This window comes from Sediminicoccus sp. BL-A-41-H5 (assembly GCF_050632405.1).
In the GTDB taxonomy this organism is placed as follows: Bacteria; Pseudomonadota; Alphaproteobacteria; order Acetobacterales; family Acetobacteraceae; genus Roseococcus.
Window position 1 is genome coordinate 3,807,782 of sequence record NZ_CP192601.1, and the last position, 26,303, is coordinate 3,834,084.

Consider the following 26,303-nt stretch of genomic DNA (forward strand, 5'->3'; position numbering starts at 1 on the left):
TGCATCCCCCCGCAACCGCTTCCCGGCATCGGGCGAAACGGGCAGGATGGGGCCATGGAGAAACGCCCGACCGCCCTCATCCTCGGCGCCGGCATCATGGGGCTCTGCACCGCCTGGGCGCTGCTGCGCCAGGGCTTCGCCGTGCATGTGCTGGACCAGGTGGCGCCGCCCAACCCCGCCGGTTCCTCGGTGGACCATCACCGGCTGATCCGCCACGCCTATGGCGCGCAGCGCGGCTACATGCGGATGGTGGATGAAGCCTATGCCGCCTGGGACCGGCTCTGGGCGGATCTCGGCGAGGTGCTGCATGTGCCGACCGGCGTGCTGGCGCTGGATGAGGCGGAGGGCGCCTGGCTGCGTGAGACGCGCGCTGCCCTCCGCGCCGATGGCCGCGCGCATGAGGACATGACGGCCGCCGCGGTCGAGGCGCGCTTCTCCTATCTTTCCGGCGCCGGCATCCGCGATGCGCTGTTCTGCCCGGCCGGCGGCGTGCTGCTGGCCGAGCGGATCGTGGCGGGGCTGGCGCGGCATGTGCAGGCGCAAGGTGCGGTGATCGAGGTGGCGCGCGCCACCGCCCTTGATGCCGCGCGCGCCAGCGTGACATTGGGAGGTGGCGCCACGCGCGGCGCGGATGTGCTGGTGGTCGCCGCCGGCCCCTGGATTCCGCGCCTGCTGCCGGAGATCGCCACGCGCGTCACCCCCTCGCGCCAGGTGGTGGTTCGGCTGGAGGCACCCAGCGCCGCCTGGGCCCAGGCCCCCATGCTGCTCGACCTTGCGGTCGAGGGCGGTTTCTACCTGGTGCCGCCCGTCGCGGGCACGCCGATCAAGATCGGCGACCACAGCTTCTCCCGCGAGGGACACCCGGATGACGACCGCACGCCCGACCCGCGGGAGGTGGAGCGCATCCTGGCCCTGGCCCGCAAGCGCATCCCCGGCATCGAGGGTTTCGCGCGCCTCGGCTCCGCCACCTGCTTCTATGATGTGGAGCCGGATGAGCGCTTCGTGATCGAACCACTGGGCCCCCGCGCCTGGGTGATGTCCGGCTTCTCCGGCCATGGCTTCAAGTTCGGCGCGGTGCTGGGCGAGCGTCTCGCCCTCGCCATCGCGCAACCCGCAACAGCCGCCGCGCTGCCCGCCTGGGCCGCCGGCGACGAGGTGATCCCCGCATGAGCCAGACAGATGACATCCTCTTCGCGCTGACGAAGCTGCACCGGCTCCCCGATTGCGGGCTGGAGGCGGATGACATCGCCGCCCTCCTGGAGGAGATGCGGAAATTCACCGAAGGGCGGATCGAGCCCAATTGCATCGAGGCCGACCGCATCGGCGCGCGCTTCGCGGATGGCGTCGTCACCTGCCCGCCCGCCTACAAGGACGCCTATTGCGCCTGGGTCGAGGGCGGCTGGCAGGGGCTGGCCGCCGGCGAGGAGCATGGCGGGCAGGGGCTGCCGCTGGCGCTCTGGACCGCGATGTCCGAATTGCTGGCGACGGCCGACATGGCCTTCTCGCTCGGCCCGCTGCTCACCACCGGCACGATCGAGGTGCTGGAGAAATACGGCACGCCCGCGCAATGCGAGAAATGGCTGCCGGAGCTGAACAGCGGCCGCTGGAACGGCACCATGTGCCTGACCGAGCCGCAGGCGGGCAGCGATCTCTCGACGGTGCGCACCCGTGCCGAGCCGCTGGGCGACGGCCGCTACGCGCTGCACGGGCAGAAGATCTACATCACCTATGGCGCCAACGACATCGCGGCGAACACGCTGCATTTCGTCCTTGCCCGGCTGCCGGATGCGCCGCCCGGCTCGCGCGGCATCAGCCTCTTCGCCACGCCGACCCTCCTGCCCGATGGTACGCCCAATGCGCTGCGCTGCGGCGGCATTGAGCACAAGCTCGGCATCCATGCCTCGCCCACCTGCACCATGCTCTTCGAGGGCGCGGTGGCGGAGCTGATCCATGAGCCGCATCGCGGGCTGCAGGCGATGTTCGCGCTGATGAACAATGCGCGGCTCCAGGTGGGCGTGCAGGGGGTGGCCATCGGCGCCCGCGCCGGGAAGCTGGCCGAGGCCTATGCGGCGGATCGCGTGCAGGGTGGCAAGCCCATCGCCCTCCATCCGGATGTGGCCCGCATGCTGGCCGAGATCCGCGCCACCACCCTGGCCGGCCGCTTCCTGGCCTATGAGGCGGTGATCGCGGCCGACCATGCGCGGGCCGGCGATGCCGAGGCGGAGGCGAAGCTCGCGCTGCTGACGCCCATCGTGAAGGCCTGGTGCACCGATCGCGGCGTGGAGGCGGCGAGCCTCGGCATCCAGGTGCATGGCGGCATGGGCTTCGTGGAGGGCAGCGGCGCCGCCCAGGTGCTGCGCGATGCCCGCATCACGCCGATCTATGAGGGCACCAACGGCATCCAGGCGCTGGACCTCGTCACCCGCAAGCTGCCGCGGGACCAGGGGGCGCTGCTGCGCCGCATGCTGGCCGAGGCCAAGGCCGCCGATCCGCGCCTCGCCCCCGCCGTGGAGGCGCTGGAACGGGCGACGAGCTGGATCCTCTCCGCCGCGCCGGAGGAAGTGGCGGCGAGCGCCACCGCCTATCTGGAGGCCTGCGGCTGGGTCCTGGGCGGGGCGCTGCTGGCCCGGGCCGCGCGGCTGGATGGGCGCTATGCCCCCATCGCGGCCTTCTACGCCGCCCGCCTGCTGCCGCGGGCGGAGGCGCATGCGGCGGAGGTGACCGGCGCGGCGGAGGTGCTGGCGCTGATCCCGGCGTGAGGCGGGCGTCGTGTCGCTAAAACGCCACAATCGGGCGGCAAGCGCCCGACCTTCCAAGGCACGGGGACTTGCGCGAATGACGCAACGCAGCATCTTGCACGGGTCACGAGATATCCATCAGGCATGAACGCACCTCTCTCCTCCCCTTCGGTCCGCCGCCCGCGCCCGCATGTCGCTGTCATCGGCGCCGGCCCCGGGGGCCTGGCCGTGGCGATGCAACTGGCCGCCTCCGGCGCGCGCGTGACCCTCTTCGAGAAGGACGGCGTGGTGGGTGGCCGCACCCGCACCCTGACCTCGCCCGAGAGCTACAAGTTCGACCTGGGGCCGACCTTCTTCCTCTACCCCCGCATCCTGGAGGAGATCTTCGCGGCCTGCGGCGCCAAGCTGCAGGAGGAGGTGGAGATGATCCGCCTCGACCCGCAATACCGCCTGATCTTCGAGGGCAAGCCGAACATCAGCATCGATGCGACGGGCGACCTGGCGCAGATGGAGCGCAATATCGGCAGCTTCGCCCCGGGCGATGTGCCTGGCATCCGCCGTTTCATGGAAGAGAACCGCGAGAAGCTGGCGGTGTTCCGTCCCTTCCTGGAGCGGCCCTTCCTCTCGAACACCGACATGGTGAGCCCGGATATCCTGAAGAGCCTGCCGCAGCTGCGCCCGCACAAGCAGGTGGACCAGGATCTGAAGCGCTACTTCAAGGATCCGCGCACGCGGCTCGCCTTCAGCTTCCAGACCAAATACCTGGGCATGTCGCCCTTCAAGTGCCCCTCGCTCTTCACGATCCTGAGCTTCCTCGAATACGAATACGGCGTGTACCACCCGGTGGGCGGCTGCGGCGCGGTGAGCAATGCCATGGCCCGCGTGGCCGAACGCCTGGGCGTGGAAATCCGCCTGGACACGCCGGTGGATCAGGTGACCTTCGCCGGCCGCCGCGCCGTGGGCGTCGAGGTGGGCGGGCAGCACATCGCGGCCGACGCGGTGGTGCTCAATGGCGATTTCGCGCATGCGGTGCCGAAGCTTGTGCCCAATGCCATCCGCAAGGCCTGGTCCGACCAGAAGATCGAGAAGTCGCGCTATTCCTGCTCGACCTTCATGCTCTATCTCGGCGTCGAGGGCACCTATCCCGAGCTGTCGCACCACAATGTGCTGCTGGCCGAGGAATATCAGCGCAACATCCACCAGATCGAGAATGGCGAGCTGCCGGATGTGCCGAGCCTCTACATCCAGAACCCCTGCGTGACGGATCCGAGCCTCGCCCCTCCCGGCCATGCCGCGCTCTATGTGCTGGTGCCCGTGCCCAATCTGCGCCACGGTGCGGATTGGAGCGTGGAAGGGCCGCGCTACCGTGACATCGCGATCCAGCGGCTGAAGGTGCTGGGCCTCACCGACCTCGAATCCCGCATCCGCTACGAGCGCATGGTCTCACCGCAGGATTGGCAGGATGAGTTCTCGGTGGGTTTCGGCGCCACCTTCAATCTCAGCCATGACCTGATGCAGATGCTGAGCTTCCGGCCACGCAACCGCTTCAACGACACGCAGGGCTTCTACCTCGTGGGCGGCGGCACGCATCCGGGCTCCGGTCTGCCGGTGATCTATGAGGGCGCGCGCATCACCTCGCGCCTCATCCAGCAAGACTTGGCGCTGACGGCCGAACCCGCCCTCGCGCCCGCCACGGAGGCTTGAACATGTCCCATGTCGTTGTTGTCGGCGCCGGCCTCGGCGGCCTTGCCGCCGCCTGCACCGCGGCCGCGCGCGGCCACAAGGTCACGCTGCTGGACAAGAACCACTGGCTCGGCGGCAAGGCGGCCCAGCTGTTCCTGGACGCGCCCGATGGCAGCGGGAAATTCCGCTTCGACATGGGCCCCACCATCCTCACCGTGCCGCGCGTCCTGCGCCGCATCTATGCCGAGGCGGGGCGCGACCAGGCGAAGGAACTGCCGCTGATCCGCCTGGATCCGCAGTGGCGCTGCTTCTTCGAGGATGGCAGCCGCATCGACCTGATGGCCGATGTGGACGTGATGGCGAAGGCCATGGAGGAATTCGCGCCGGGCAAGGGCCTCGGTGAGGGCTATCGCAAGTTCCAGCGCCTGGCCAAGCACCTGCACGGCGTCTCGGAAAAATTCTTCTTCTGGAAGTCGGTCGAGGGCATCGGCGACACGCTGAACATGCGCGCCAACCTCAACCCCAACACGCTGAAGGATGTGCTGAGCCTGCGCATGGGCCAGACCGTCGCCAAGGTCATCCGCGGCAATGTGCCGGATGAGCGCCTGGCGCAGATGCTGGACCATTACTGCCAGTATGTCGGCTCCAACCCCTATCTCGCGCCGGCCGTGCTCGCCTCCATCGGCGACATGCAGGCGAGCGAGGGCGTGTGGTATCCGGTGGGCGGCACGCGCGCCGTGGCCGAGGGCCTGGCCAAGCTGGCGGGCGAGCTTGGCGCCGATCTGCGCCCCAGCAGCGACGTGACCGGCTTCGACATCGAGAACGGCAAGGTCGTCGCCGTGAAGCTCGCGACCGGCGAGCGCATCGCCTGCGACGCGGTGATCTCCAACATGGACGCGATCCGCACCTACAAGGAGCTGGTCGGTGGTGCGGCGGGCGAGACCTATGAGAAGAAGGGCTTCGAGCCCGCCTGCTCCGGCGTCGTGCTCTATATGGGCCTGAAGAAGCGCTACCCGCACCTCGCCCATCACTGCTTCGTCTTCTCCCGCGATGCGGAGGAGGAGTTCGACGCGATCTACAAGAAGGGCGAGCCCGCGCCGGACCCGACAGTCTATCTCGCCGCCACCGCCGAGACCGACCCGACCAGCGCGCCCCCGGGCGGCGAGGCGCTCTATGCCCTGGTGCACACGCCGCACCTCCGCCCGCATCACGACTGGAACCAGATTTTCCCCGGCTATCGCCAGAAGATCCTGGACAAGCTGAAGCGCACCGCGGGCCTCGACGACATCGAGGAGAACATCGTCGTCGAGCAGCGCCTCACGCCGGTGGACATCCACAACCGCTACCGCGTGCTGGAGGGCGCCATCTATGGCCTCGCCTCGCACGGTTCCTTCCTCGGCGCCTTCAAGCCGGGCAACCGCTCGCGCCAGGTGAAGGGCCTCTACCTCGCCGGTGGTGCCGCGCATCCCGGCCCGGGCATGCCGATGGTGATGATGTCCGGCTGGATCGCGGCCGACAGCCTCGATCAGGATCTGGGCGGCCGCGGCATGAGCCCCGAGGCGGAGCTGGCCGGGCGGCGCGAGTCCGAACTCATCGGCGCCTGACGCCGATGGCGACGGAGACGCCGCCTTCCCCTGTCGCGCTCCGTTCCGAGCGGATGATGGCGTTCTTCAACATCGCCTTCAGCCGCACCTTCGCGGGGCATTTCTCGGCGCTGCGCGTCGCCCATTGGGGTGAGCCCGCGCTGCCCGAGGGGCGGCCCGCGATCATGCTGGCCAACCACCCCGGCTGGTGGGACGGCGTGATGTTCATGCTGCTCATGCGCCGCTTCTTCCTGGAGCGCCCCGGCTTCACGCCGATGGACGCCGCGGCGCTGGAGAAATACCCCTTCATGAAGCGGCTCGGCGTCTTTGGCGTCGAGCAGAATTCGGCGCGCGGCGCGGTTCGCTTCCTCCAGACGGCGAAGCAGGCGCTGGAGGACCCGCGCCACATGCTCTGGATGAACGCGCCCGGCCGCTTCGCCGATGTGCGGGAGCGGCCCGTGCCGCTGGCCCCGGGGGTGACGCGCCTGCCCGAGATCGCGCCCGATGCGGTGCTGGTGCCGCTCGCCTTCGAATATGTGCATTGGACGGAAAAGCGTGGCGAGGCGCTGATGGCCTTCGGACCGCCGCTCGACGCCCGCGCGCTGCTGGCGGAGGACCGGGACACACGGACCGAGACGATCCGTGCCGCCATGACCGAAACCATGGACCGCCTGGCGCAGGATGCGATCAGCCGGGATCCGGAACGCTTCCGGATCGTCCTCGATGGTCGCGCCGGCATGGGTGGAATCTACGGCGCATGGCAGTATATCAGATCGGTCATGCGCGGAGAGCGGCATGACCCGCGCCACGACACGCGTGGGCGGCGACCGGAGCAGCGGGACTAGGATGGAATTCGCCCATATCGCCCTGGCCCTTGCGCTCATGCCGATCATCTTCGGCATCATCAACCTTCGCCGCATGCCGCGCCTGCGCGGCACGCCCCCTGCCGGCACCTGCGTCTCCATCCTGATTCCCGCCCGCAACGAGGCGGCCAACATCGCCGCCTGCCTCGATGCGGCGCTGGCCTCCACCGGCTGCGAGGTCGAGGTGGTGGTGATGGATGACGGCAGCACGGACGCGACGGCCGCCATCGTGCAGAGCTATGCCGCGCGGGATGCGCGGGTGCGCCTGGTGCAGGCGCCGAGCCTGCCGCCGGGCTGGACCGGCAAGGTCCATGCTTGCGCGCGCCTCGCCGAGGCCGCGACGGGCACGCATCTGCTGTTCATCGACGCCGATGTGCGCCTCGCGCCGCATGCGGCCGCCGCCATGGCCGCGCACAGCGCCAGCAAGTCCATCGCGATGGTCAGCGGCGTGCCGCGCCAGATCATCCGAAGCCTGGGCGAAGGGCTGACCGTTCCCTTCATCAACTTCCTGCTGATCTGCTACCTGCCCTTCGGCGGGCGCGCCGTGCAGCGCAAGGCGAGCCTTGCCGCCGCCTGCGGCCAGCTCATCCTTGTCGAGCGCCGGGCCTATGAGGCGATCGGCGGGCACACCGCGATCAAGGGCGTGCTGCATGATGGCATCGCGCTGGCCCGTCGCTTCCGCGACCTGGGGCATGACACGGAGATCGTGGACGGCGCGCCGCTCGCCACCTGCCGCATGTATGACAATTTCGGCCATGCCTGGGGCGGCTTCATCAAGAATGCGCGCGAGGGGATGGCCACGCCGGTCGGCCTGCCGATCTGGACCGTGCTGCTGGCGGGCGCGCATCTCTGGCCCTGGGCCCTGCTGCCCGACATCGAGGCAGCGCTGACCATCTGCCTGATGTTCGCGCTGCGCGCCGCCGTCACCTGGCGCACGGGCGAGCCCTGGTGGACCGTGCCGCTGCACCCCTTCACCGTGCTGGTGGCGCTCGCCATCCAGTGGACGGCGCTGGTGCGCTCGGCCCTCGGGCTCAAGGCGGGTTGGAAGGGCCGGGCCTATGCGGCGGCCAAGGCCGAGGGCTGAGCCCTACATGATCCCGCCCGGGGGCGGGGCGCCGCGCGGATAGACGGCGCAATACACCACCGACACCTCGATCGTGCTGCCCGCGAGGTTGGCCGGCAGTGCGGGGCCGGAGACGCTCATGCTGCCGGTGCCGCGCGGCAGGTTCTGCCCGCCGCGATAGCTCAGCACCTCATTGCCCTGGCGCCAGTTCACCTCCAGCGTCGCGGTGAAGCTGCCATCCACCGGCGCATTGACCTGGATCTGGAGGTAGCGCGCGCCCGGTGCGCCCGAGACCGAGAGGATGGAAGGCTGGCAGGCATTCCCCGCCCGCTGCGTGACGGTGATGCGGTTGGAGGGCCAGGTGAAGAACCCCTGGGCGGTGGCGGGCAGCGCCAGCGTGCTGGCGACGGCAGCGAGGATCAGCGGTCTCATTGTGGGTCTCCGTGCTGCGCCGAACGTCGCCGAAACCCGGGCGGGGTGACAACGCAATGGCACCTCTCGCGCGGATCGGCGGCGCCAATCGTCATGCCCGGGCTGGAAAGCGCGCGCGACACAAGCCACAAAGGCTCCATGAATGATGTGACCGCGCCCGGTGCGCCCAACCGCACCCATGACACGGAGAACTTCCCGACCGCCTCGCTGATCCTGGCGAAGCCGGTGCGGGCGAAGGTCATGGCCTTCTACCGCTTCGTCCGCATGGCCGACGACATCGCCGACAGCGAGAGCCTGAGCCCGGCCGAGAAGCTGGCGCGCCTCGATGCCATGGAGGCCTCGCTGGACGATCCGGGCACGCCCATCGCGGAGGGCGCGCGGATGCAGGCGGAAGGCGTGGGCGTCGAGGAAGCGCGCCTCATGCTTTCGGCCTTCCGGCAGGATTCCGAGCAGGCGCGCTATGCCGAATGGCCGGACCTCGAGGATTACTGCCGCCGCAGCGCGGACCCGGTGGGCCGCATGCTGCTGCGCCTGCACGGCACGACGGCCGAGGCCGCGAAGCAGGCCGCCGACGGCCTCTGCACCGCGCTGCAGATTCTGAACCACCTGCAGGACCTGGTGCCGGACCGCGAGAAGCTGGACCGCGTCTATCTCCCGCAATCCTGGCTGTCCCTGGCGGGCGGCGAGGCCGCCTTCTTCGAACCCGGCAACCCGAAGCGGCGCGAGATCCTCGATGCCGCGCTCGACCGCGTGGAGGATCTGCTGGACCGCGCGAGCGCGCTGCCGCGGCTCTGCACCGCGCGGCGGCTCGCCATCCAGTCGGCCATGACCATCGGGCTTGCGCGGCGGCTGCTCGCCAAGCTGCGCGCGGCCGATCCGGTGCTGGGGCGCGTCGCGCTCGGCAAGCTCGATTTCGCGGCGGAACTGCTGGCGGCCCCCCTGCTCGGCCCGCATGATCCGGTGCTGGTCGCCGATCGCGTCAGCCGCGCCGGCTCCTCCTTCGCGCGCGGCATGGCGACGCTGAAGGGCGAGCGCCGCCGCGCGCTCTGGGCCGTCTATGGCTTCTGTCGCGTGGTGGACGACATCGCCGATGGCGCCATGCCGGAGGGCGAGAAGCGCCGCCTGTTGGGAATCTGGCGCACGAAGATGACCACGCCCGATTGCGCCCTTTCCCGCGAGCTGCTGCTGGCGCGCGAGGCCTTCGAGATCCCGCTCGAAGAATGCGAGGCGATGGTGGCGGGCATGGAGACCGACGCCTCCGACCATCTCCGCCTGCCGGACGAAGCGGCGCTCGATCTCTATTGCCGCCGCGTGGCCGGCAGCGTGGGGGCGATGTCCGTCCGCATCTTCGGCGAGCCGCGCGCCGAGGCCTGGGGGCTGGCGCTCGGCCACACCTTCCAGTTGACGAACATCCTGCGGGACGTGGATGAGGATGCGACGCGCGATCGCGTCTACATCCCGCTCTCCGTGCTGGAGAAGGCGGGCATCCCCGATGGCCCGGCGCGCTCCATCGTCACGCATCCGGCCTTTCCCGCCATCTGCAAGGAACTCGCGGGCCGCGCCGTGGCGGGCTTCTTCCGTGCCGAGGCGGAGTTGCCGCGCTATGACATCGAGGCGCTGCGCCCCGCGCGCGTGATGATGTGGGGCTATCGCCGCATCCTCGATCACATGCTGCGGCGTGGCTGGTCCGGCGCGCGCCCACGGGCGCGGATGACGCGCGCCGAGAAATTCCGCATGGCCGTCTTCGCGGTGACCGGCCGATGACCATCCATGTGATCGGCGCCGGCATGGCCGGCCTCGCCGCCGCGCATGCGCTGGCCACCGAGGGCCATGCCGTCACGCTGCACGAAGCCACGCCCGGCGCGGGTGGCCGCGCGCGCGCGCTGCCGGATGGCACGGATAACGGCACGCATGCGCTGATCGGCTGCAACATGGCGGCCCTCGGCTTCCTCGATGCCATCGGCGCGCGGCAATACTGGGTGCAGCCCCAGCCGGGCGGCCTGCCGGTGCATGATTGCGCCGATGGCTCCTCGCGGCTCGTGGCCCTCTCGCCCGCGGGGTGGTGGAATGGCGCGCGGCGGCCGGCCGGCGTCTCCTGGGGCGGCGTGCTGGCGCTGATGGCGATGGCGCTGCCGCTGAAGGACCGCACCATCGCGGAGGCCATGGCGGCGCATCCCGCCTTCCTGCGCGGCTTCGTGGACCCGCTGGTCATCGCTGCCCTCAACACGCCCTCGGCCGAGGCCTCGACGCGCCGCCTGGGCCAGGTGCTGCGCAAGCTGGGCGCACCGGGGGCCGCACGCCTTTTCGTGGCGAGCCGTGGCCTGGGGCCGGATCTGGTGGACCCCGCGCTCGCCGTGCTCGCCACGGCCGGCGCGGAATACCGCCCCGGCAGCCGGCTGCGCGCGATCCAGGTGAAGGAGGGCCGCGCCACCAGCCTCACCTTCCAGGACCAGGACGTGATGCTGGGCGAAACGGACCGCGTGATCCTCGCCCTGCCGCCCTGGGAGGCGACGCGCATGCTGCCCGGCCTGCCCGCGCCCGACAGCTTCGCGCCCATCGTGAACCTGCATTTCGCCTTCCAGCCCGGTGGCGAAGTGCGCTTCCTCGGCCTGCTTGGCGCGCTCTGCCAATGGGTGCTGATCCGCCCCGGCGGCGTGGCTGTCACCGTCAGCGCCGGCGATGCCGAGGCCGAGCAGGATGTGGAGGAACTGGCGCCGCGCGCCTGGGCCGAGATCCTCGCCGCCGTGCGCGCTTTTCATGTGCCGGGCGACTGGCCGGTGGCACCACCGCCCTGCCGCGTCATCAAGGAACGCCGCGCCACGCCGCGCCAGCGCCCCGGCCCCATCCCGGCGCCGCCGCGCCGGCCGCTCGCAAACCTGGCGCTCGCCGGAGACTGGACCTGGCCCGATCTGCCCGCGACCATAGAGGCCGCCATCTGCTCGGGTCAGGCCGCCGCGCGGGAGATCCTGCGATGACGCCGGCCGATGCGCTGACCGCCCTGCGTGCCGTCGAAGCGGGAGAGGGCGCGCCCAGCCTCGATACGCGCCGCGCCCTGCTGGCCGAACTGCGCCGCGTGGTGCTGAAGCACGCGGCCGCCATCGCCGAGGCCGCGGCCGCCGATTACGGCGCGCGCAGCGCCGAGGACACGCTGCTGGCCGATGTGCTGCTCATCGCCGATGCTTGCAGCTATTCCCGCCGCAAGCTGCGCGGCTGGGCCAGGCCCCGCCGCGCCGCCGTGCCCATGCCCTTCTTCCCCGCCCGCGCCTGGGTGGAGCAGGTGCCCAAGGGCGTCATCGGCATCATGGCGCCCTGGAACTATCCGGTGCAATTGGCGCTGATGCCGGCGCTGGATGCCATCGCCGCCGGCAACCGCGTGGTGATCAAGCCCTCCGAGGCCGCGCCGCGCGTGGCGGCGCTGATCGAAACCATCCTGGCCGAGGCCTGGGGGCCGCGCGTCGCGCTGGTCGTGCAGGGCGGGCCGGAAGTGGCGCAGGATTTCGCGGGGCAGCCCTGGGATCATCTGGTCTTCACCGGCGGCACCGAGATCGGCCGCAAGGTGATGGCCGCCGCCGCGCCGAACCTGACGCCGCTCACGCTGGAACTCGGCGGCAAATGCCCCGCGCTGGTGCTGCCCGGCGCGGACCTCAAGCGCGCCGCGCGGCACATCCTCGTCGCCAAGGCGGTGAATGCGGGCCAGACCTGCATCGCGCCCGACACCGTGCTCCTCATCGGCCACAGCGCGGCCGATTTCGCGCGTGCGGCACGGGAGAGCGGCGTGACCGAGACCGGCACCGCCGTGATCAACGCCCGCCAACAGGCGCGGCTCGATCGCATCAGCGAGGGGGCCACCATCGCCTGGATGGGGCCGGGGCCGCATTCGGTGGGCCTGGCACTCGCCACCGGGCAGCTGGCGGAGGAGGAAATCTTCGGGCCCATCCTCGCCATGGAGGAAAGCGCCTCGCTGGAGGATGCGCTGGCCTGGGTGCGGGCGCGGCCGCATCCGCTCGCCATCTACCTCTTCGGCGCCAATGCGAGCGAGGAAGCGCAGGTCGCCGCCCAGACCAAGTCCGGCGCGCTGGTGACCGGCCGCGCGGTGGAATACGCGGCCCTGCCGGGCTTGGGCTTCGGCGGCGTCGGCGCCTCGGGCTTCGGGCGGCGCAATGGCGAGGCCGGGTTCCGCGAATTCAGCAACCCCCGCGCGCGCATGCGCAACGGCGGCTGGGCGCTAGCGCGGCTCTTCGATCGGCCGCAGACTGGGTTTGCAAAAAAGCTCATCCGGCAGCTGGTCGGAATCCGATAGATCGCGGGGCTGCGCCCTGCACCCGCCGGGGCCGCCAAAGGGGCGGATCACTTCCCCGGACCCCAGGAGTGAGAAGAGATGGATCGGGTTGTTCTTGTCACTGGGGCGGCGACGGGAATCGGGGCCGCTTGCTGCCGGCGAATGGCGGGTCCGGGCACCGCCATCCTCGTGCACACGCGCAAGAATGCGGAGGGCGCGGAACGCACCGCGGAGGCCGTGCGCGCCAAGGGTGGCCTCGCCCATATCGTGCTGGGTGACATCGCCGACCCGGCCACGCCCGCCGCGCTGGTGGAGGCCGCGCGCGAACGCTTCGGCCGGCTCGACGTCGTCGTCGCCAATGCCGGCTTCGCCGACAAGACGCCACTGCTGCAAACCGATGACGCGCAGATCGCGCGCACGCTGGACACGGTGCTCTGGGCCTTCATCCGGCTCGCGCGCGCCGCGCTCCCGGTGCTGGCGGAAGGCCGCGATCCTCGCCTGATCGCCATCTCCTCCTTCGTCGCGCACACGTTTCGCAACGACGTGACGGTCTTCCCCGCGACGTCCGCGGCGAAGGCGGCGGTGGAGGCATTGGCGCGCGGCCTCGCCATCGAATACGCGCCGCGCGGTGTCACGGTGAATGTGGTGGCGCCCGGCTTCACCCAGAAGGACCCCGGCGCGCACGCCGCCTATTCGCCCGCGCAATGGGAGATGGTGAAGCGCAGCGTGCCGCTCGGGCGCCTCGGCACGCCGGATGACGTGGCGGCGGCGGTGAATTTCCTGGCCTCGGTCGAGGCCGGTTATGTCACGGGCCAGGTCTGGCACGTGAATGGCGGGCTGATCTGAGCCGGCGCGGCGCTTACTTCTCGCTCGTCCGCGCCGCGAATTCCTCGACCAGCTCCGCGATCCGCTTCGGGTCGCTCTGCTCCATCACGCGGCGGGCGAAGCGGGCGCAGTCGTCAATGTCGAGCGACCGCACCGCCTGCTTCACGCGGGGGATGGAGCTCGCATTCATCGAGAGGCTGCGCAGGCCGAGCCCCAGCAGCAGCGGGACCAGCTTGGGGTTGCCGCCCATCTCGCCGCAGACGCTGACCGGCATGCGCAGGCGCAGCGCGGCCTCGGTCGCGAACTGCATGAGGCGCAGGACGGCGGGGTGCAGCGGATCATAGAGGTGCGCCACATCAATCTCGGCGCGGTCCACCGCCAGCGTGTACATGGTCAGGTCATTGGTGCCGATGGCGAAGAAATCCGCCTCCAGCGCGATGGCATCGGCGGCGAGTGCGGCGCCGGGCGTCTCGATCATGGCGCCCAGCGGCGGCAACTTCTCGGGCAGGGCCTCGCCGCGGCGGCGCAGGCGGCGCGCCACGCGCTCATAGATCTCGCGCGCCTGCGCGACCTCGGAGGGCACGGTCACCATGGGCAGCAGGATGCGCACCTGGCCCAGATGCGCCACGCGCAGGATGGCGGCGAACTGCTCCTCCAGCAAAGCGGGGCGCTTCAGCAGCAGGCGCAGGCCGCGCAGGCCGAGTGCCGGGTTGGGCCCGGTCGGCACCGGCACGCCCTCGGCGAGCGCTTCCATGTCCTTCTCGCCGCCCCAGTCGAGCACGCGGATGGTCACGGGGTCCTGGCCCATCGCCTCCAGGATGCCGCGATAGGCCTCCACCTGCGCGTCCTCGTCGGGCAGGTCGTCGCGGTTCATGAAGAGGAACTCGGTCCGCAGCAGGCCGATGCCCTGCGCGCCGGCCTCGGCGATGAGCGGGAGTTCCGCCGGGATTTCCAGATTGGCCTGCAGCTCCACCGCCTGGCCGTCCAACGTCTCGGCCGGCAGGGTCTTGAGCTTGCCGAGGCGCGCGCGCTCCTTCGCCTGGGCCGCGAGGCCGGCCTTGGCGCGGGTGAGGGTCGCGGCATCCGGATGGAGCGCGACGATGCCCGCGCCGCCATCCAGCATCGCCATGTCGCCACGCCGGGCGGCCGCGGTCAGCCCGTGGCAGCCGAGAACGGCCGGGATGCCCAGCGCGCGCAGCATGATGGCGGTGTGGCCATCCGCGCCGCCTTCTTCGGTGGCGACGGCGGCGATCTTGCCCGGCTCCAGCAGCGCGGCATCGGCCGGCGTGAGTTCATCCGCCACCACGATCGCGCCCGCTGGCACGCCCTTCAGGCTGCGGAAGGGCGTGGCGGTCAGGTTGCGCGTGAGGCGGCGGGCGATCTCGCGCACCTCGCCGGCGCGGCGGTTCAGCCCGGCCTTGTCATCGCCCTTGGCGGCGAGGATGGCCTGGGCGATGGCTTCCGCTTCGTCCTGCACGGCCGTCTCGGCCGAGAGCAGCTCCTCGCCGATGCGCTTGCGCGCGCCGCGCAGCAGCCGCGAATTGCCGAGCATGAGGATATAGGCGTCGAGCAGCGGCTCGAGTTCCTCCTGCGCTTCCTCGGGCAGGACGGTGAGGCGGGTCTTGAGCTTGCCGACCTGCTTGCGGGAGAGGGCGGCGGCGTCCTGGAGCTTGGTGCGCTCCAGCTCCACCGCATTGGCGGTGATTTCGCGGCGCGGCGCCTCGGCGGGCGCTTCGGTGGTGTCGTAGATGGTGCCGATGACGATGCCGGGCGAGACGGGAATGCCCGAGAGGCGCTGCTCGGCCGGCTTCGCGCCGCGGCGCGCGGGCTTGGCCTCCGGCTTCTCCGGCCGGGGCTCCGCTTCGCTCTTGCCCGCCTCAGTCTTCATGGAAGCCGGCTTCGATCAGCCCGGCCACCGCGTCCAGCGCTTCGCGCGCGTCCCAGCCCTCGGCCTCGAGCGTCACCTCGCTGCCCTGGCCGGCGCCCAGCATCATCAGCCCCATGATGGAGCAGGCGGGCACGGTCTGGCCGGCGCGCGTCACGTTCAGGCAGGCGGAGTAGCGCTCGGCCACGGCGACCAGCTTCGCCGCGGCGCGCGCATGCAGGCCGCGGCTGTTGATGATCTTGAGGGTGCGCTTGAGCACCATGCCGTCCCCGCCCGGGCAGCCGCAATCCAGCGGCGGGGCCGGGCTCTCGGCGGCGGAGGCCAGATGCGGCGTGCCGCCCTCTTCCGTGGGCCACTCGTTCATTGAGCGCTTCCATTCCCGTTCTTGCCCGCCATTTGGGGCGTGGCCTTACCGTTTGCGAGGTCGCTCGCCGCCGTGATGTATTTTCGGCCCGCCTTGGCGGCATGGTCCACCGCCTCGGCCAGGGGCTCGCTGCCGCGGATCTTGGCCAGCTTGACCAGCAGCGGCAGGTTCACCCCCGCGATCACCTCGATCGTCTTGTGATCCGCCAGCGAGAAGGCGAGGTTGGAGGGTGTGCCCCCCGCGATGTCGGTCAGCACGATCACGCCATCGCCCTGGTCCACATCGGCGATGCGGGCGCGGATATCCGCGCGGCGGCCCTCCATGTCGTCCTCCGGGCCGATGCAGACCGTGGCGACGGCGGCCTGGGGCCCCACCACGTGCTCCATGGCGTGGCGCAATTCGAGCGCGAGCCGCCCATGGGTGACGAGCACAAGACCAATCATGTTTCGGTATTCGCGGAAATGGGCATGGGGGGCGATGCGGGGGGGACGGGGGTTGATAACACCATATCGGGCAGCTGACCCAGTTCCCGATGCGCGACATCCACACGCCAGCCCTGCTGGCGGAGATGGGCTGCCAGTTTTTCGGACACGAAGACGGAACGATGGCGCCCGCCCGTGCAGCCGATGGCGATGGTGAGGTATTTCTTGCCCTCGGCCACGTAGCGCGGCAGCAGGGGCTCGATGAAGCCGACAAGGCGCGTCCAGAAACCCGGGAAGTCCGGATCGGCCGCCACATATTCCGCCACCGCCGCATCCCGGCCCGTCATCGGCCGCAGCAGCGCATCGTAATGCGGGTTGGCGAGGAAGCGCATGTCGAAGACGAGGTCGGCCTCGCGCGGCAGCCCTTTCGGGAAGCCGAAGGACTTGATGTTGATGTTCAGCCCCGGCGCGCCCTCGGGCTTGAAGCGCGCCTCGATCAGGCGGCGCAGCTCGGGGAGCGGCAGGGTGGAGGTGTCGAGGATGAGATCCGCCGCCTCGCGGAGGGGGGCGAGCAGCGCCGCCTCGCGCGCGATGCCGTCCTGTACGCGGCTGCCGAGCGGGCCTCCGGGAGCGAGCGGGTGGCGGCGCCGCGTCTCGGTGTAGCGGCGCAGCAGCACCTCCTCCTCGGCCGTCGCGTAGACCAGGGTGGCGGCGATGTCGGGACGCTGGCGCAGGCGCGCGATGGCGGCCAGCGCGCGGGCCGGATCGAAACCGCGGGTGCGGGTGTCGATGCCGGCGGCGATCGGGCCGGCGCCCTCCTGCACCAGCGCGTCGAGGATGGCGAGCGGCGGGTTGTCCACCGTCTCGAAGCCGAGATCCTCCAGCACGCGCAGGATGGAGGCCTTGCCCGCGCCGGAGAGGCCCGTGACCAGGACGAAGGGGCGTGGTTCCTCGCTCATGCGGCGAAGGCGCCAGCGGTCATGCCGAGGCGGCCGGAAAGCACATCGAGCGCGCGGCGCAGCAGGTCGGGGGCGGCGGCGGCGGCGCCGTTCAGGCGCAGCGCGGGGAGTTCCACGCCGAGCGCGGACCAGGCGGCGGGTTCGGGCAGGCGCGGCACTTCGGCCTGCGGGGCCAGATGGGCGACGAGGCGCAGCGGCGCGGCCTGCCAGGGCAGGCGCTCCAGCAGGCCAAGGCCGAACACCTCCATCCGCCCGGCCAGTGGGGCGGGCGGGGAAGCGCGCAACAGGCCTTGATCCGCCTCGAGCATCACTTGGTCATCCGCTACCAGGATCCAGCCTTGTCCGAGGAGGCGCAGCAGCAGGTCCGACTTGCCGCCGCCCGGGGGGGAGAGAAGGAGGACGCCTTCGCCTGCCAGGGCCGCGCAGCTACCGTGCAGGAGCATTCCCGGCGTCCACAAGGTTCCACCCGGGCAGTTTATGGCAGGATCGGGGCTTGTGCGGAAGGGCGTCCTCGGGCCACCTCGGCGCATGTCCCAAGCCCTTGATTCCGACGCCATCACCCAGCCCGCCATCGCCGCCGCCGCTGGTCGCATCGCCGGCGACATCCGCCGCACGCCCCTGCTGGAGATGCCCGGCTGGGGCTGCCTGAAGCTCGAGCTGCTGCAGGTGGCCGGCAGCTTCAAGCCGCGCGGCGCCTTCAACCGGATGCGGGCGCTGGGCGTGCCGAAGGCCGGCGTCATCGCGGCCTCGGGCGGCAATCACGGCGCGGCGGTGGCGGCCGCCGCCCAGAGCCTCGGCGTGCCGGCCGAGATCTACGTCCCCGAGATCGCGGCCGAGGCGAAGCGCGCCCGCATTCGCGGCTTCGGCGCCCGCCTCGTGGTGGGCGGCGCCACCTATGACGAGGCGCGCCAGGCGAGCGAGGCGCGAGCGGCCGAAACGGGCGCCCTGATGGTCCATGCCTATGACCAGCCCGAGGTCCTGGCCGGGCAGGGGACGGTGGCCCTGGAATGGCAGGAGCAGGCGCCGGACCTCACGCATCTGCTGATCGCGGTGGGCGGCGGCGGGCTGCTGGGCGGCATCGCCGCCTGGCACGCGGCGACGGGGGTGAGCCTCGTCGCTGTCGAGCCGGAGGGCTGCCCGGGCCTGCATGCGGCGCTGGCGGCGGGGCGGCCCGTGCCCGCGCCGGTCGGTGGGTTGGCGGCGGACAGCCTGGGCGCGCGGCAGGTGGGTGGGCTGATGTTTCCCCTCGTGGCCGGCCTTGCGGCCCAGGGACGCCTCGCCTCCGTGCTGGTCGCCGATGACGCGATCCGCGCCGCGCAGCGGGCCTTGTGGGAAAATGCCCGGCTGGTGGCCGAGCCGGGCGGCGCTGCGGCGCTCGCCGCGCTCCTCAGCGGCGCCTGGACGCCGCCGCCGGGCGCCCGGGTCGGGGTGCTGGTCTGCGGCGCCAACACCGATCCGGGCCTGGTGGCGTAGTTTATCGGATCAGGATGGGTGTCAGCCCGTGCCGGGCGGCGGCGCGGGCCAGCGTGCCATCGGCCCGCGCCTGACCCACGAAGCTGTTGACCTCGGCCAGCCAGGGCGCGTCATGCATGGGCAGCGCCCAGGCGTAGAGCGTCTCGCCGAAGCGGTCGGGCGGATCGATCACGCGCGCCCAGTCATGCATCAGCAGCATGCGGCGGGTGTAGGGGAAGTCGCTCATGAAGACATCCGCCCGGCCCGCCTGGATCTCCGCCTCGCGCGAGCGGGGCGGGACCACGACCAGCAATTCGGCGCGGCGCAGCGTGCGGCTCATCAGCGGTTCCATGATGGTCCCGGCCGCGACGGCGACCACGGTGCCGGTCGTGTCGATGTCGGACCAGTTGCGGATGCGGGCATTGTTCCGCGTGGTCACGGCATACATGGGGCTGGCCAGGTAGGGGCGGCTGAAGGCGACGCGCTGGGCGCGCGCCGGCGTGATGCCCACGCCCATCATGGCGATGTCGCAGTCGCCCGCCTCGATGCGGTCCATGAAGACGGCGAAATTGGTCTCGACGAAGGTGAGCCGCACCGAGAGCCGCGCGGCGAGCGCCCGGGCGAGGTCGATGTCGATCCCTTCCAGCTCGCTGTTGCGAGGATTTCGGAAAGAGATGGCGAAATAATCAGGCCAGATGCAAACTTTCAACTCGCCCCGTGCCCGGATCAACTCCAGGCGCGAGGTCTGGGCCGGCGCGGAAGCGGCGGCGGGCGGGGCCGCGGCGGGCGCGGAGGGGGGCGTGGCCTGGGATGGGCTTTGTATCCCCGTCTGGGACCATGCCTCGCAAAGCGGGAATAATCCTGCAATAATCGCAAGGATCATGGGCCTGAAAGCACTCCGCAACAGCATTCGCCTCTCCTTCGGCTCTTCGGGCGCCTCTTCGGGCGGCTCCCCGGGTGGCGAGGCGTCGGATGCCTCCGTTGTCGCCCCCCGACCCAGCCGACTCTACGCGCTTGTCGCAGGTCTCGTCATCCTATGCCTCATGACCGTCTATGGCATCGTCATGTATCGCGGCCAGCAGGAGGCGGTGATCGAGGCGGAACGACTGACGCAATCTGTCGCCGAAGCCCTTGCCGATCAGTTGACGCGGGCGATGCAGACGGTGGACATCGTCATGCTCGACCAGGCCGAGCGCAGCGGGCAGGGGCTGGACACCATCCCCGGCCAGCGCACCAGCCTGCTGCGGGACGTGTCCCAATTGCGTGCCCTGGTGGTGACCGATGGCAACGGCCTGATCATCCATTCCACCGTCGAGGGCCTGGTCGGCCAGAGCCTGGGCGATCGCGAATGGTTCCGCGTGCTGCGGCTGAGCGGGCAGACGGTCCGCCTCGGCGCGCCCGAGGCGGGGCGCTTCATCGCCGCGCCCAATGCACGGCCGATCAGCGAGACCGGCCTCTGGTCCATCCCGCTGGTGCGCGCCGTCCGCAATGCGCGCGGCGAGTTCGAGGGCACGGTCATCGCCCTGATCAACCCGGAATACCTCAGCAGCATCGCGCGCCAATATGCCGAGGGCTTCGGCGTCACGGTGCGGCTGCACTCCTTCAACGGCGCCCTGCTGGCGCGGTCGGATGGCAGCCGGGCGGGGATCGGGCAGATCCATCCGGGCGCCTGGCCCTTCCGCAGCTTCCTGCCGCGCCTTGAGCGCGGCAGCTTCGTCGGCGTGGACCAGGATGGCGAGAACGTGATGGCCAGCTTCGCCGTCACGCGCCAGGGCCTCTTCGTGGTCGAGGTGGTGCGCGCGCGCTCCGATGCGATGGCGGCCAACCGCGCGCTCGGCCTGCTGCTGGGCCTCGGTGTCGCCGGCGCCGGCGCCTTCATCCTCATGGCGCTCGGCCTCATGGTGCGCCAGGCGCAGCGCCTGCGCGCCCAGGGCGACAAGCTGGCCGAGAGCGAGGCCGCGGCCCGCGCCGGCTCCCGCGCCAAGGAGGATTTCCTGGCCTCGATGAGCCATGAGATCCGCACGCCGATGAACGGCGTCATCGGCATGACCGGCCTGTTGCTGGACACCCGCCTGGATGACCTGCAGCGACGCTACGCCGAGACCATCCAGAACTCGGCCGAGCACCTGCTGATGGTGCTGAACGACATCCTCGACTTCTCCAAGCTGGAGGCCGGCGCGGTCGAGCTGGAGCGCGTGCCCTTCGAGCTGGAGAAGGAACTCGCCACCATCGTCGAGCTCTTCGCGCCCAAGGCGGCGAGCAAGGGGGTGGAGCTCCTGGTGGCGCTGCCGGGCGACATGCCGCGCATCATGGTGGGCGATCCGGGGCGCGTGCGGCAGGTGCTGTTCAACCTGGTCGGCAATGCCGTGAAATTCACGGACAAGGGCTGGATCCAGCTCGACGTGACGCTGGAGCCGCTCGGCCAGCGCCGCGGCTGGCTGATGCAATGCGCGGTGCTGGACACCGGCATCGGCCTCGACCCCGCCCAGGTGCCGCACCTCTTTGAACGCTTCACCCAGGCCGATGCCTCGATCCGCCGGAAATATGGCGGCACGGGCCTCGGCCTCGCCATCTGCCGGCGCCTGGCGGAGGAGATGGGCGGGGGCATCGAGGCCGGCCCGCGCGATCCGACCAAGCCGCGCGGCGCGGGCAGCCGCTTCACCTTCTCGGCCAAGCTCGGCCAGCCGCCCGGCCCCGTCGAGGCCACGCCGGCCACGGCGCTCGCCGGCGTGAAGGTCATGGTGGTGGATGACCTGGCGCTCAACCGCGACATCATGGCGCGCCAGCTCGTCAGCATGGGGGCCGAGCCCGTCCTGGCGCGCGACGGGGCCGAGGCGCTGACCCTGCTGCGCGAGGCCGCGGCGCGCGACCGCTCGATCCGCGCCGTGGTGCTGGATGGGCAGCTGGAGCATGCGCGCGGCCTGGACGTGGCGCGGCAGATCCGCGCGGAGCCCGGCCTGCCGCGCCCGGCCATCCTGCTCTGTTCCTCCGGCGCCTCGCTCGGCAAGGACCAGCCGGAGGAGGGGCTGGTCGAGGGCATGCTGCTCAAGCCCGCCCTGCCGGCCCGGCTGCGCGACAGCCTGCTGGCGGCGCTGGCGCCCCGCGCCGAGGCGGATGCGCCCCCGGCGATGGAGCCCGCCCCCGCCGCCACGGAGGAGGCCCCCCTGCAGCGCGTGCTGCTGGTGGAGGACAATGCCACCAACCAGCTCGTCATGAAGACCATCCTCGGCAAGGCGCATTGCCATGTGGATGTGGCGGGTGATGGCGGCGAGGCGGTGCGGATGGCCCATGCCAGCCCTTATGACGTGATCCTGATGGACCTGCAGATGCCGGTGATGGACGGGCTGGAGGCCACGCGGCAGATCCGCGCGGCCCCCGGCCCCAATCGCCGCACCCGCATCATCGGCCTGACGGCCGCCGTCGGCCCGGTCTTCGAGGCGCAGTGCCGCGCGGCGGGGATGGACGACTACCTCGGCAAGCCGGTGCAGCGCGCGGCGCTGCTGGAGCGGCTGAAGCAGAAGGTGGGGTAGCGACCGGCCCTCACGCCTCCCAGACCTTCTCCGGCCTGCTCCAGAGCACCGGGTCCCGCATGGCGCGCGCGAGGTTGGTGGCGATGGCGGTGATCATCGCCTGCCCCTTCTCGGCGGTGGCGGCGCGCGGGTCGCCCTTCACCCCGGTGCGGGGCGCCCGCTCGGCGAAGCTGTAGAAGCGCGAGAATCCGGCCGGCGCCTGTACGCCGGCATTGCCGCCGGCCGCCTCCTCGATCTTGTCCTGTCGCACCTGGCTGGGGTCCAGCGCCAGCCAGAGCGCCGTCTCGCCCTCGCAGGCATGCATGATGCCGGGCTGGGTGGTGAGCGCCTTCGCGATCTCGACCGGTGCCACGTTCGGCCAAGTGGTGGTGACGACGGGCATCCCGAATTCATGCGCCAGCTCGCGCACCGAGACGTTCAGCGGATCGATGTTGCCGCCATGCCCGTTGACGATGAGCAGCCGCGTGAAGCCCTGCGCCTGCAGGCTGCGCACCACGCAGCGCAGCACGGCGTGCAGCGTCGCGTGATCCAGCGTGATGGTGCCTCCGAAGGGCAGATGATGCTCGGAGAGGCCGGTCCAGAGCGGCGGCAGGACGATGGCCGGGATGTCGGTGGCCAGCTTCGCGGCCTCCACGCTCAGCGCATGGGCGATGAAGCTGTCGGTCCAGACGGGAAGGTGCGGGCCGTGCTGCTCCAGGCTGCCGATGGGCAGCACGGGCAAGGCGCCGCGCGCGGCCAGCGCCTTGAGTTCGGGGCCGGTCAGTCTCTCCCAACGCACGTCCATGATGATCTCCCTGCTTTCCCGCAGCCTCTCCCCCTTGCCGGATGCGCGCAAGCGGGCAGATCAGGGGCATGCTCGACGTGGTCTGGTTCAAGCGGGATCTGCGCGTGGCCGACCATGCGGCATTGGCGGCGGCGCGCGCGCCCGTGCTGCCGCTCTACATCGTGGAGCCGGCCTATTGGCGCGGCGCGGATGCCGCGCCGCGCCAATGGTGTTTTCTCCGCGCGGCGCTGGAGGATCTGCGGGCAAAGCTTGCCGCGCTCGGCCTGCCGCTGGTGGTGCGCAAGGGCGATGCGGTGACGCTGCTGGCCCGGCTGCATGCCGAGCGGGGCATCCGCGCGCTGCACAGCCACGAGGAGACGGGTAACCTCTGGACCTATGCGCGGGACCGGGCGGTGGCACGCTTTTGCCGGGAGGCGGGCGTGCCCTGGCAGGAATACCCGCAATTCGGCGTGGTGCGACGGCTTGGCTCGCGCGATGGCTGGGCGCGGCGCTGGGCGGGCTTCATGGGCGCGCCGGTTCTGGCGGCACCGCAGGGGCTGGTTGCGCCCGAGGTGATCGAGGGCGCGATTCCGGCGGAACCGTTCGACTGGAACCCCGAGGACGGGTTGGTTGACGCGCAGCCGGCCGGGCGCGCGGTGGCGCTTGATTTGCTGGAGAGCTTCTTTGCCGGGCGTGGCGCGGATTACCGGCGTGGGATGTCCTCGCCGCTCAGCGCGCCCATGGCCTGCTCCCGCCTCTCACCGCATCTGGCCATGGGCAGCCTCTCCATGCGGGAGGTGGTGCAGCGCGTGGACCGCGCGGCGCGCGAGCTCGCGGCGCTGCCGCCCGGGCAGCGGCCAGTGCCGGTGGGGGCGGTGCAATCGCTCGCCTCGCGGCTGCACTGGCATTGCCACTTCATCCAGAAGCTGGAGAGCGAGCCCGAACTGGAACGCCGCGCCGCGCATCCGGCCGCCGAGGCGGCGCGGCGGCCCACCGCGCCGGATGACCCTCTGTTGCGCGCCTGGGCCGAGGGGCGGACGGGCTATCCCTTCCTCGATGCCTGCATGCGCTCGCTCATCGCGACCGGTTGGATCAATTTCCGCATGCGGGCGATGCTGCAAAGCTTCGCGAGCCATCATCTGGGGCTCGACTGGGCGGCGAGCGGGGCGCATCTGGCCCGCCTCTTCGTGGATTACGAGCCGGGCATCCATTGGCCGCAGGTGCAGATGCAATCGGGCGCCACCGGCATCAACACGCCGCGCCTCTACAACCCGGTGAAGCAGGGGCTGGACCAGGACCCCGACGCCGTCTTCATCGCGCGCTGGGTGCCGGAGGTTGCGGCGCTGCCGTCCGGCCTGCGCCACATGCCCTGGCGGCTGGACGTGCCGCCCGCGGGCTATCCCGCGCCGGTGGTGGAGCTGTCAGCCGCGTTGCAGGCGGCGCGCGATCGGATCAGCGGGATTCGCCGGGTGGCGGGCTTCGAGGCGGAGGCGCGGCGCGTCTTCCAGAAGCATGGCAGCCGGCAGCGGCGATTCGCGCAGGACGACCCCATGGGCGAGCGCGCCAGGGCGGCGCGGCGTGAGGCCAAGGCGCGGCGGCAACTCGCCCTGGATGTCTAGGCACCGGACATGAAAACGGGGGGCCAGGCCCCCCGTCATCATCCGTCGAACCGGAAGCGGTTCAGCCCTGGCGGGCCTTGAAGCGCGGGTTCTTCTTGTTGAGGACGTAGAGACGGCCGCGGCGGCGCACCACGACGCAGTTCTTGTCCCGCAACTTGGCGGATTTCAGGCTGTTGCGGATCTTCATGGCGCGAACTCACGAAACACGAAAAAGGTTGCGGGGAAAGCGATGCCGACCCCGGGGAGCACGCGAAATAGGCGGGCTCGGCGGGGGAGTCAACCTCACCGCGGCGCTCTACCGGGGTGCGGGCAGGGGCGGCAGGCCCTGGGCGGCGCGGCGGGCGTTGAGCTCGGCGCGTTCCTCGGCCGTCAGCGCGGGGTAGGAGCGCGGATAGGTGATCGCCTCCTGCGGCCCCGGCGGGCGCGGGGGGCCGACGCGGCCGCAGGCGGCGAGCGCCAGGCCGGCCAGAGCCAGGGCGGTGAGGCGCCTCATGCGAGGCGCTCCTGCCATTCGGCCACCATGGCGCGCACATTGTCCGGCGCCGTGCCGCCATAGGAGCGGCGCGAGGCGACGGAGGCGGAGGGCGTCAGCACGCCGAAGACGCTGTCGTTGATGCGGGGCTCCACCTCGCGCATCTCGGCGATGGTGAGGCCGGAGAGGTCCACGCCCATGCTCTCCGCCTTCGCCACCAGCCTGCCGGTGACGTGATGCGCGTCGCGGAAGGGCAGCTTCAGCTCGCGCACCAGCCAGTCGGCCAGGTCGGTCGCCGTCGAGAAGCCATCGCCGGCGGCGGCGGCCATGCGGGCGATGTTGGGCTGCATGTCGCGCACCATCGCGGCACTGGCGGCGAGGCAGAGCGTCAGGTTCTCGGCCGAGTCGAAGACGCCTTCCTTGTCCTCCTGCAGGTCCTTCGCATAGGTGAGCGCGAGGCCCTTCACCACCGTCAGCAGGCCGACCAGGTTGCCGTTGATGCGCCCCGTCTTGCCGCGCACCAGCTCGGCCGCGTCGGGGTTGCGCTTCTGCGGCATGATGGAGCTGCCGGTGGTCAGCCCGTCCGAGAGCTTCACGAAGCCGAAGGAGGGGTTGGTCCAGATCACGATCTCCTCGGCGAGGCGCGAGAGATGCGTGGCGCAGATGGCGCAGGCGGCGAGGAACTCCATGGCGAAGTCGCGGCTGCCGACGGCGTCCAGGCTGTTGCGCGTCGGCCGGTCGAAGCCCAGCGCGGCGGCCGTGGCGTGGCGATCAATGGGGAAGCCGGTGCCGCACATGGCGGCCGAACCCAGCGGGCATTCATTGAGGCGCGCGCGGGCATCCAGCATGCGGCCGCGGTCGCGCCAGATCATCTCCGCATAGGCCAGCATATGGTGGCCGAAGGTGGTGGGCTGCGCGGGCTGGAGGTGGGTGTAGCCCGGCATGATGGTGCCGGCATGCTCCTCCGCGCGGGCGACGAGCGCGCGCACCAGGTCCAGCATCTGGGCGGCCAGGCCATCCATCGCGTCGCGCGTCCAGAGGCGGAAATCGGTGGCCACCTGGTCGTTGCGGCTGCGCGCGGTGTGCAGGCGCTTGCCGGCCTCGCCGATGCGCTCCGTCAGCCGCGCCTCGATGTTCATGTGGACGTCTTCCAGCGCCTCGGACCATTCGAAGCGGCCGGCCTCGATCTCGGCGGCGATTTCGGCGAGGCCCCGCTTGATGGCGGCCTCGTCATCCGCGCTGATGATCCCTACATGGGCCAGCATGGCGGCGTGGGCGAGGCTGCCGCGGATGTCCTGGCGCCACATCTTGGCATCGAAGCCGATCGAGGCGTTGATGGCCTGCATGATCGCCCAGGGGCCTTCGGCGAAG

24 protein-coding genes are annotated in these 26,303 nt (G+C 71.1%); 13 read left to right on the top strand and 11 right to left on the bottom strand.

Annotation, left to right across the window (positions count from 1 at the left end; genetic code table 11):
* Positions 1-54: 54 nt before the first annotated feature.
* The 6 genes from ACQ860_RS18645 (at position 55) to ACQ860_RS18670 (ending at position 7,951) form a co-directional block, all read left to right on the top strand.
* The gene (locus ACQ860_RS18645; RefSeq protein ID WP_431304835.1) at positions 55-1,170 is read left to right on the top strand and encodes an FAD-dependent oxidoreductase; all 1,116 of its coding nucleotides are present in this window, start codon (positions 55-57) and stop codon (positions 1,168-1,170) included.
* Positions 1,167-2,759, top strand: a complete 1,593-nt coding sequence (locus ACQ860_RS18650; protein ID WP_431304836.1) for an acyl-CoA dehydrogenase — start codon at positions 1,167-1,169, stop codon at positions 2,757-2,759. The genes ACQ860_RS18645 and ACQ860_RS18650 overlap by 4 nt, the downstream gene beginning before the upstream one ends.
* Before the next feature lie 123 nt (positions 2,760-2,882).
* Positions 2,883-4,442 (top strand): phytoene desaturase family protein, encoded by a 1,560-nt coding sequence (gene crtI, locus ACQ860_RS18655; RefSeq protein ID WP_431304837.1) that lies wholly within the window; start codon positions 2,883-2,885, stop codon positions 4,440-4,442.
* A gap of 2 nt (positions 4,443-4,444) precedes the next feature.
* Positions 4,445-6,025 (top strand): phytoene desaturase family protein, encoded by a 1,581-nt coding sequence (locus ACQ860_RS18660; RefSeq protein ID WP_431304838.1) that lies wholly within the window; start codon positions 4,445-4,447, stop codon positions 6,023-6,025.
* Positions 6,026-6,081: 56 nt separating this feature from the next.
* Positions 6,082-6,849, top strand: coding sequence for a lysophospholipid acyltransferase family protein (locus tag ACQ860_RS18665; protein ID WP_431304839.1), 768 nt, complete (start codon positions 6,082-6,084; stop codon positions 6,847-6,849).
* On the top strand, positions 6,800-7,951 hold the full coding sequence (locus ACQ860_RS18670) for a glycosyltransferase (RefSeq protein WP_431304840.1): 1,152 nt from the start codon (positions 6,800-6,802) through the stop codon (positions 7,949-7,951). The genes ACQ860_RS18665 and ACQ860_RS18670 overlap by 50 nt, the downstream gene beginning before the upstream one ends.
* A 3-nt stretch (positions 7,952-7,954) precedes the next feature.
* Here the strand turns inward: ACQ860_RS18670 and ACQ860_RS18675 are convergent, their stop codons facing one another.
* Positions 7,955-8,362, bottom strand: a complete 408-nt coding sequence (locus tag ACQ860_RS18675) for a hypothetical protein (RefSeq protein WP_431304841.1) — start codon at positions 8,360-8,362, stop codon at positions 7,955-7,957.
* 138 nt (positions 8,363-8,500) lie between these two features.
* Between ACQ860_RS18675 and ACQ860_RS18680 the strand changes: the two genes are divergently transcribed.
* The 4 genes from ACQ860_RS18680 (at position 8,501) to ACQ860_RS18695 (ending at position 13,487) form a co-directional block, all read left to right on the top strand.
* Positions 8,501-10,126 (top strand): squalene/phytoene synthase family protein, encoded by a 1,626-nt coding sequence (locus ACQ860_RS18680; protein WP_431304842.1) that lies wholly within the window; start codon positions 8,501-8,503, stop codon positions 10,124-10,126.
* On the top strand, positions 10,123-11,337 hold the full coding sequence (locus ACQ860_RS18685; RefSeq protein WP_431304843.1) for a hydroxysqualene dehydroxylase: 1,215 nt from the start codon (positions 10,123-10,125) through the stop codon (positions 11,335-11,337). Before ACQ860_RS18680 ends, ACQ860_RS18685 begins: the two co-directional genes overlap by 4 nt.
* Positions 11,334-12,662: an aldehyde dehydrogenase family protein gene (locus ACQ860_RS18690; protein ID WP_431304844.1), complete on the top strand. Its 1,329-nt coding sequence runs from the start codon at positions 11,334-11,336 to the stop codon at positions 12,660-12,662. Before ACQ860_RS18685 ends, ACQ860_RS18690 begins: the two co-directional genes overlap by 4 nt.
* Before the next feature lie 78 nt (positions 12,663-12,740).
* Positions 12,741-13,487 carry an SDR family NAD(P)-dependent oxidoreductase gene (locus ACQ860_RS18695; RefSeq protein ID WP_431304845.1) on the top strand — a complete coding sequence of 249 codons (747 nt, stop codon included), beginning with the start codon at positions 12,741-12,743 and terminating at the stop codon, positions 13,485-13,487.
* A gap of 13 nt (positions 13,488-13,500) precedes the next feature.
* Here the strand turns inward: ACQ860_RS18695 and ptsP are convergent, their stop codons facing one another.
* The 5 genes from ptsP to ACQ860_RS18720 all read right to left on the bottom strand — a co-directional run bounded on the left by ptsP (position 13,501) and on the right by ACQ860_RS18720 (position 17,539).
* Positions 13,501-15,354 carry a phosphoenolpyruvate--protein phosphotransferase gene (gene ptsP / locus ACQ860_RS18700; protein WP_431304846.1) on the bottom strand — a complete coding sequence of 618 codons (1,854 nt, stop codon included), beginning with the start codon at positions 15,352-15,354 and terminating at the stop codon, positions 13,501-13,503.
* Positions 15,344-15,613, bottom strand: coding sequence for an HPr family phosphocarrier protein (locus tag ACQ860_RS18705; RefSeq protein ID WP_431305781.1), 270 nt, complete (start codon positions 15,611-15,613; stop codon positions 15,344-15,346). Before ACQ860_RS18705 ends, ptsP begins: the two co-directional genes overlap by 11 nt.
* Before the next feature lie 98 nt (positions 15,614-15,711).
* Positions 15,712-16,158 (bottom strand): PTS sugar transporter subunit IIA, encoded by a 447-nt coding sequence (locus ACQ860_RS18710; RefSeq protein WP_431304847.1) that lies wholly within the window; start codon positions 16,156-16,158, stop codon positions 15,712-15,714.
* Positions 16,155-17,096: an RNase adapter RapZ gene (gene rapZ / locus ACQ860_RS18715; RefSeq protein ID WP_431304848.1), complete on the bottom strand. Its 942-nt coding sequence runs from the start codon at positions 17,094-17,096 to the stop codon at positions 16,155-16,157. The genes ACQ860_RS18710 and rapZ overlap by 4 nt, the downstream gene beginning before the upstream one ends.
* On the bottom strand, positions 17,093-17,539 hold the full coding sequence (locus ACQ860_RS18720; RefSeq protein ID WP_431304849.1) for an HPr kinase/phosphorylase: 447 nt from the start codon (positions 17,537-17,539) through the stop codon (positions 17,093-17,095). Before ACQ860_RS18720 ends, rapZ begins: the two co-directional genes overlap by 4 nt.
* An 85-nt stretch (positions 17,540-17,624) precedes the next feature.
* Between ACQ860_RS18720 and ACQ860_RS18725 the strand changes: the two genes are divergently transcribed.
* Positions 17,625-18,569, top strand: a complete 945-nt coding sequence (locus tag ACQ860_RS18725; RefSeq protein ID WP_431304850.1) for a serine/threonine dehydratase — start codon at positions 17,625-17,627, stop codon at positions 18,567-18,569.
* 1 nt (position 18,570) lies between these two features.
* Here ACQ860_RS18725 and ACQ860_RS18730 read toward each other — a convergent pair whose 3' ends face one another.
* On the bottom strand, positions 18,571-19,257 hold the full coding sequence (locus ACQ860_RS18730) for a substrate-binding periplasmic protein (protein ID WP_431304851.1): 687 nt from the start codon (positions 19,255-19,257) through the stop codon (positions 18,571-18,573).
* Positions 19,258-19,591: 334 nt separating this feature from the next.
* Between ACQ860_RS18730 and ACQ860_RS18735 the strand changes: the two genes are divergently transcribed.
* A complete protein-coding gene (locus tag ACQ860_RS18735) occupies positions 19,592-22,078 on the top strand; it encodes a response regulator (protein WP_431304852.1) in 2,487 nt (828 codons plus the stop codon).
* A gap of 10 nt (positions 22,079-22,088) precedes the next feature.
* Here ACQ860_RS18735 and ACQ860_RS18740 read toward each other — a convergent pair whose 3' ends face one another.
* Complete coding sequence (locus ACQ860_RS18740) at positions 22,089-22,862, bottom strand: creatininase family protein (RefSeq protein WP_431304853.1); 774 nt, start codon at positions 22,860-22,862, stop codon at positions 22,089-22,091.
* 68 nt (positions 22,863-22,930) lie between these two features.
* Here ACQ860_RS18740 and ACQ860_RS18745 point away from each other — a divergent pair, with 68 nt between their 5' ends.
* Complete coding sequence (locus ACQ860_RS18745; RefSeq protein ID WP_431304854.1) at positions 22,931-24,460, top strand: FAD-binding domain-containing protein; 1,530 nt, start codon at positions 22,931-22,933, stop codon at positions 24,458-24,460.
* A gap of 61 nt (positions 24,461-24,521) precedes the next feature.
* Here the strand turns inward: ACQ860_RS18745 and ykgO are convergent, their stop codons facing one another.
* From ykgO to argH, 3 genes are all read right to left on the bottom strand, one after another.
* Positions 24,522-24,647, bottom strand: coding sequence for a type B 50S ribosomal protein L36 (ykgO, locus tag ACQ860_RS18750; protein WP_213610077.1), 126 nt, complete (start codon positions 24,645-24,647; stop codon positions 24,522-24,524).
* A 108-nt stretch (positions 24,648-24,755) separates the two neighbouring features.
* Positions 24,756-24,953 (bottom strand): hypothetical protein, encoded by a 198-nt coding sequence (locus ACQ860_RS18755; protein WP_431304855.1) that lies wholly within the window; start codon positions 24,951-24,953, stop codon positions 24,756-24,758.
* Positions 24,950-26,278, bottom strand: a complete 1,329-nt coding sequence (gene argH, locus ACQ860_RS18760; RefSeq protein WP_431305782.1) for an argininosuccinate lyase — start codon at positions 26,276-26,278, stop codon at positions 24,950-24,952. The genes ACQ860_RS18755 and argH overlap by 4 nt, the downstream gene beginning before the upstream one ends.
* Positions 26,279-26,303: the final 25 nt, after the last annotated feature.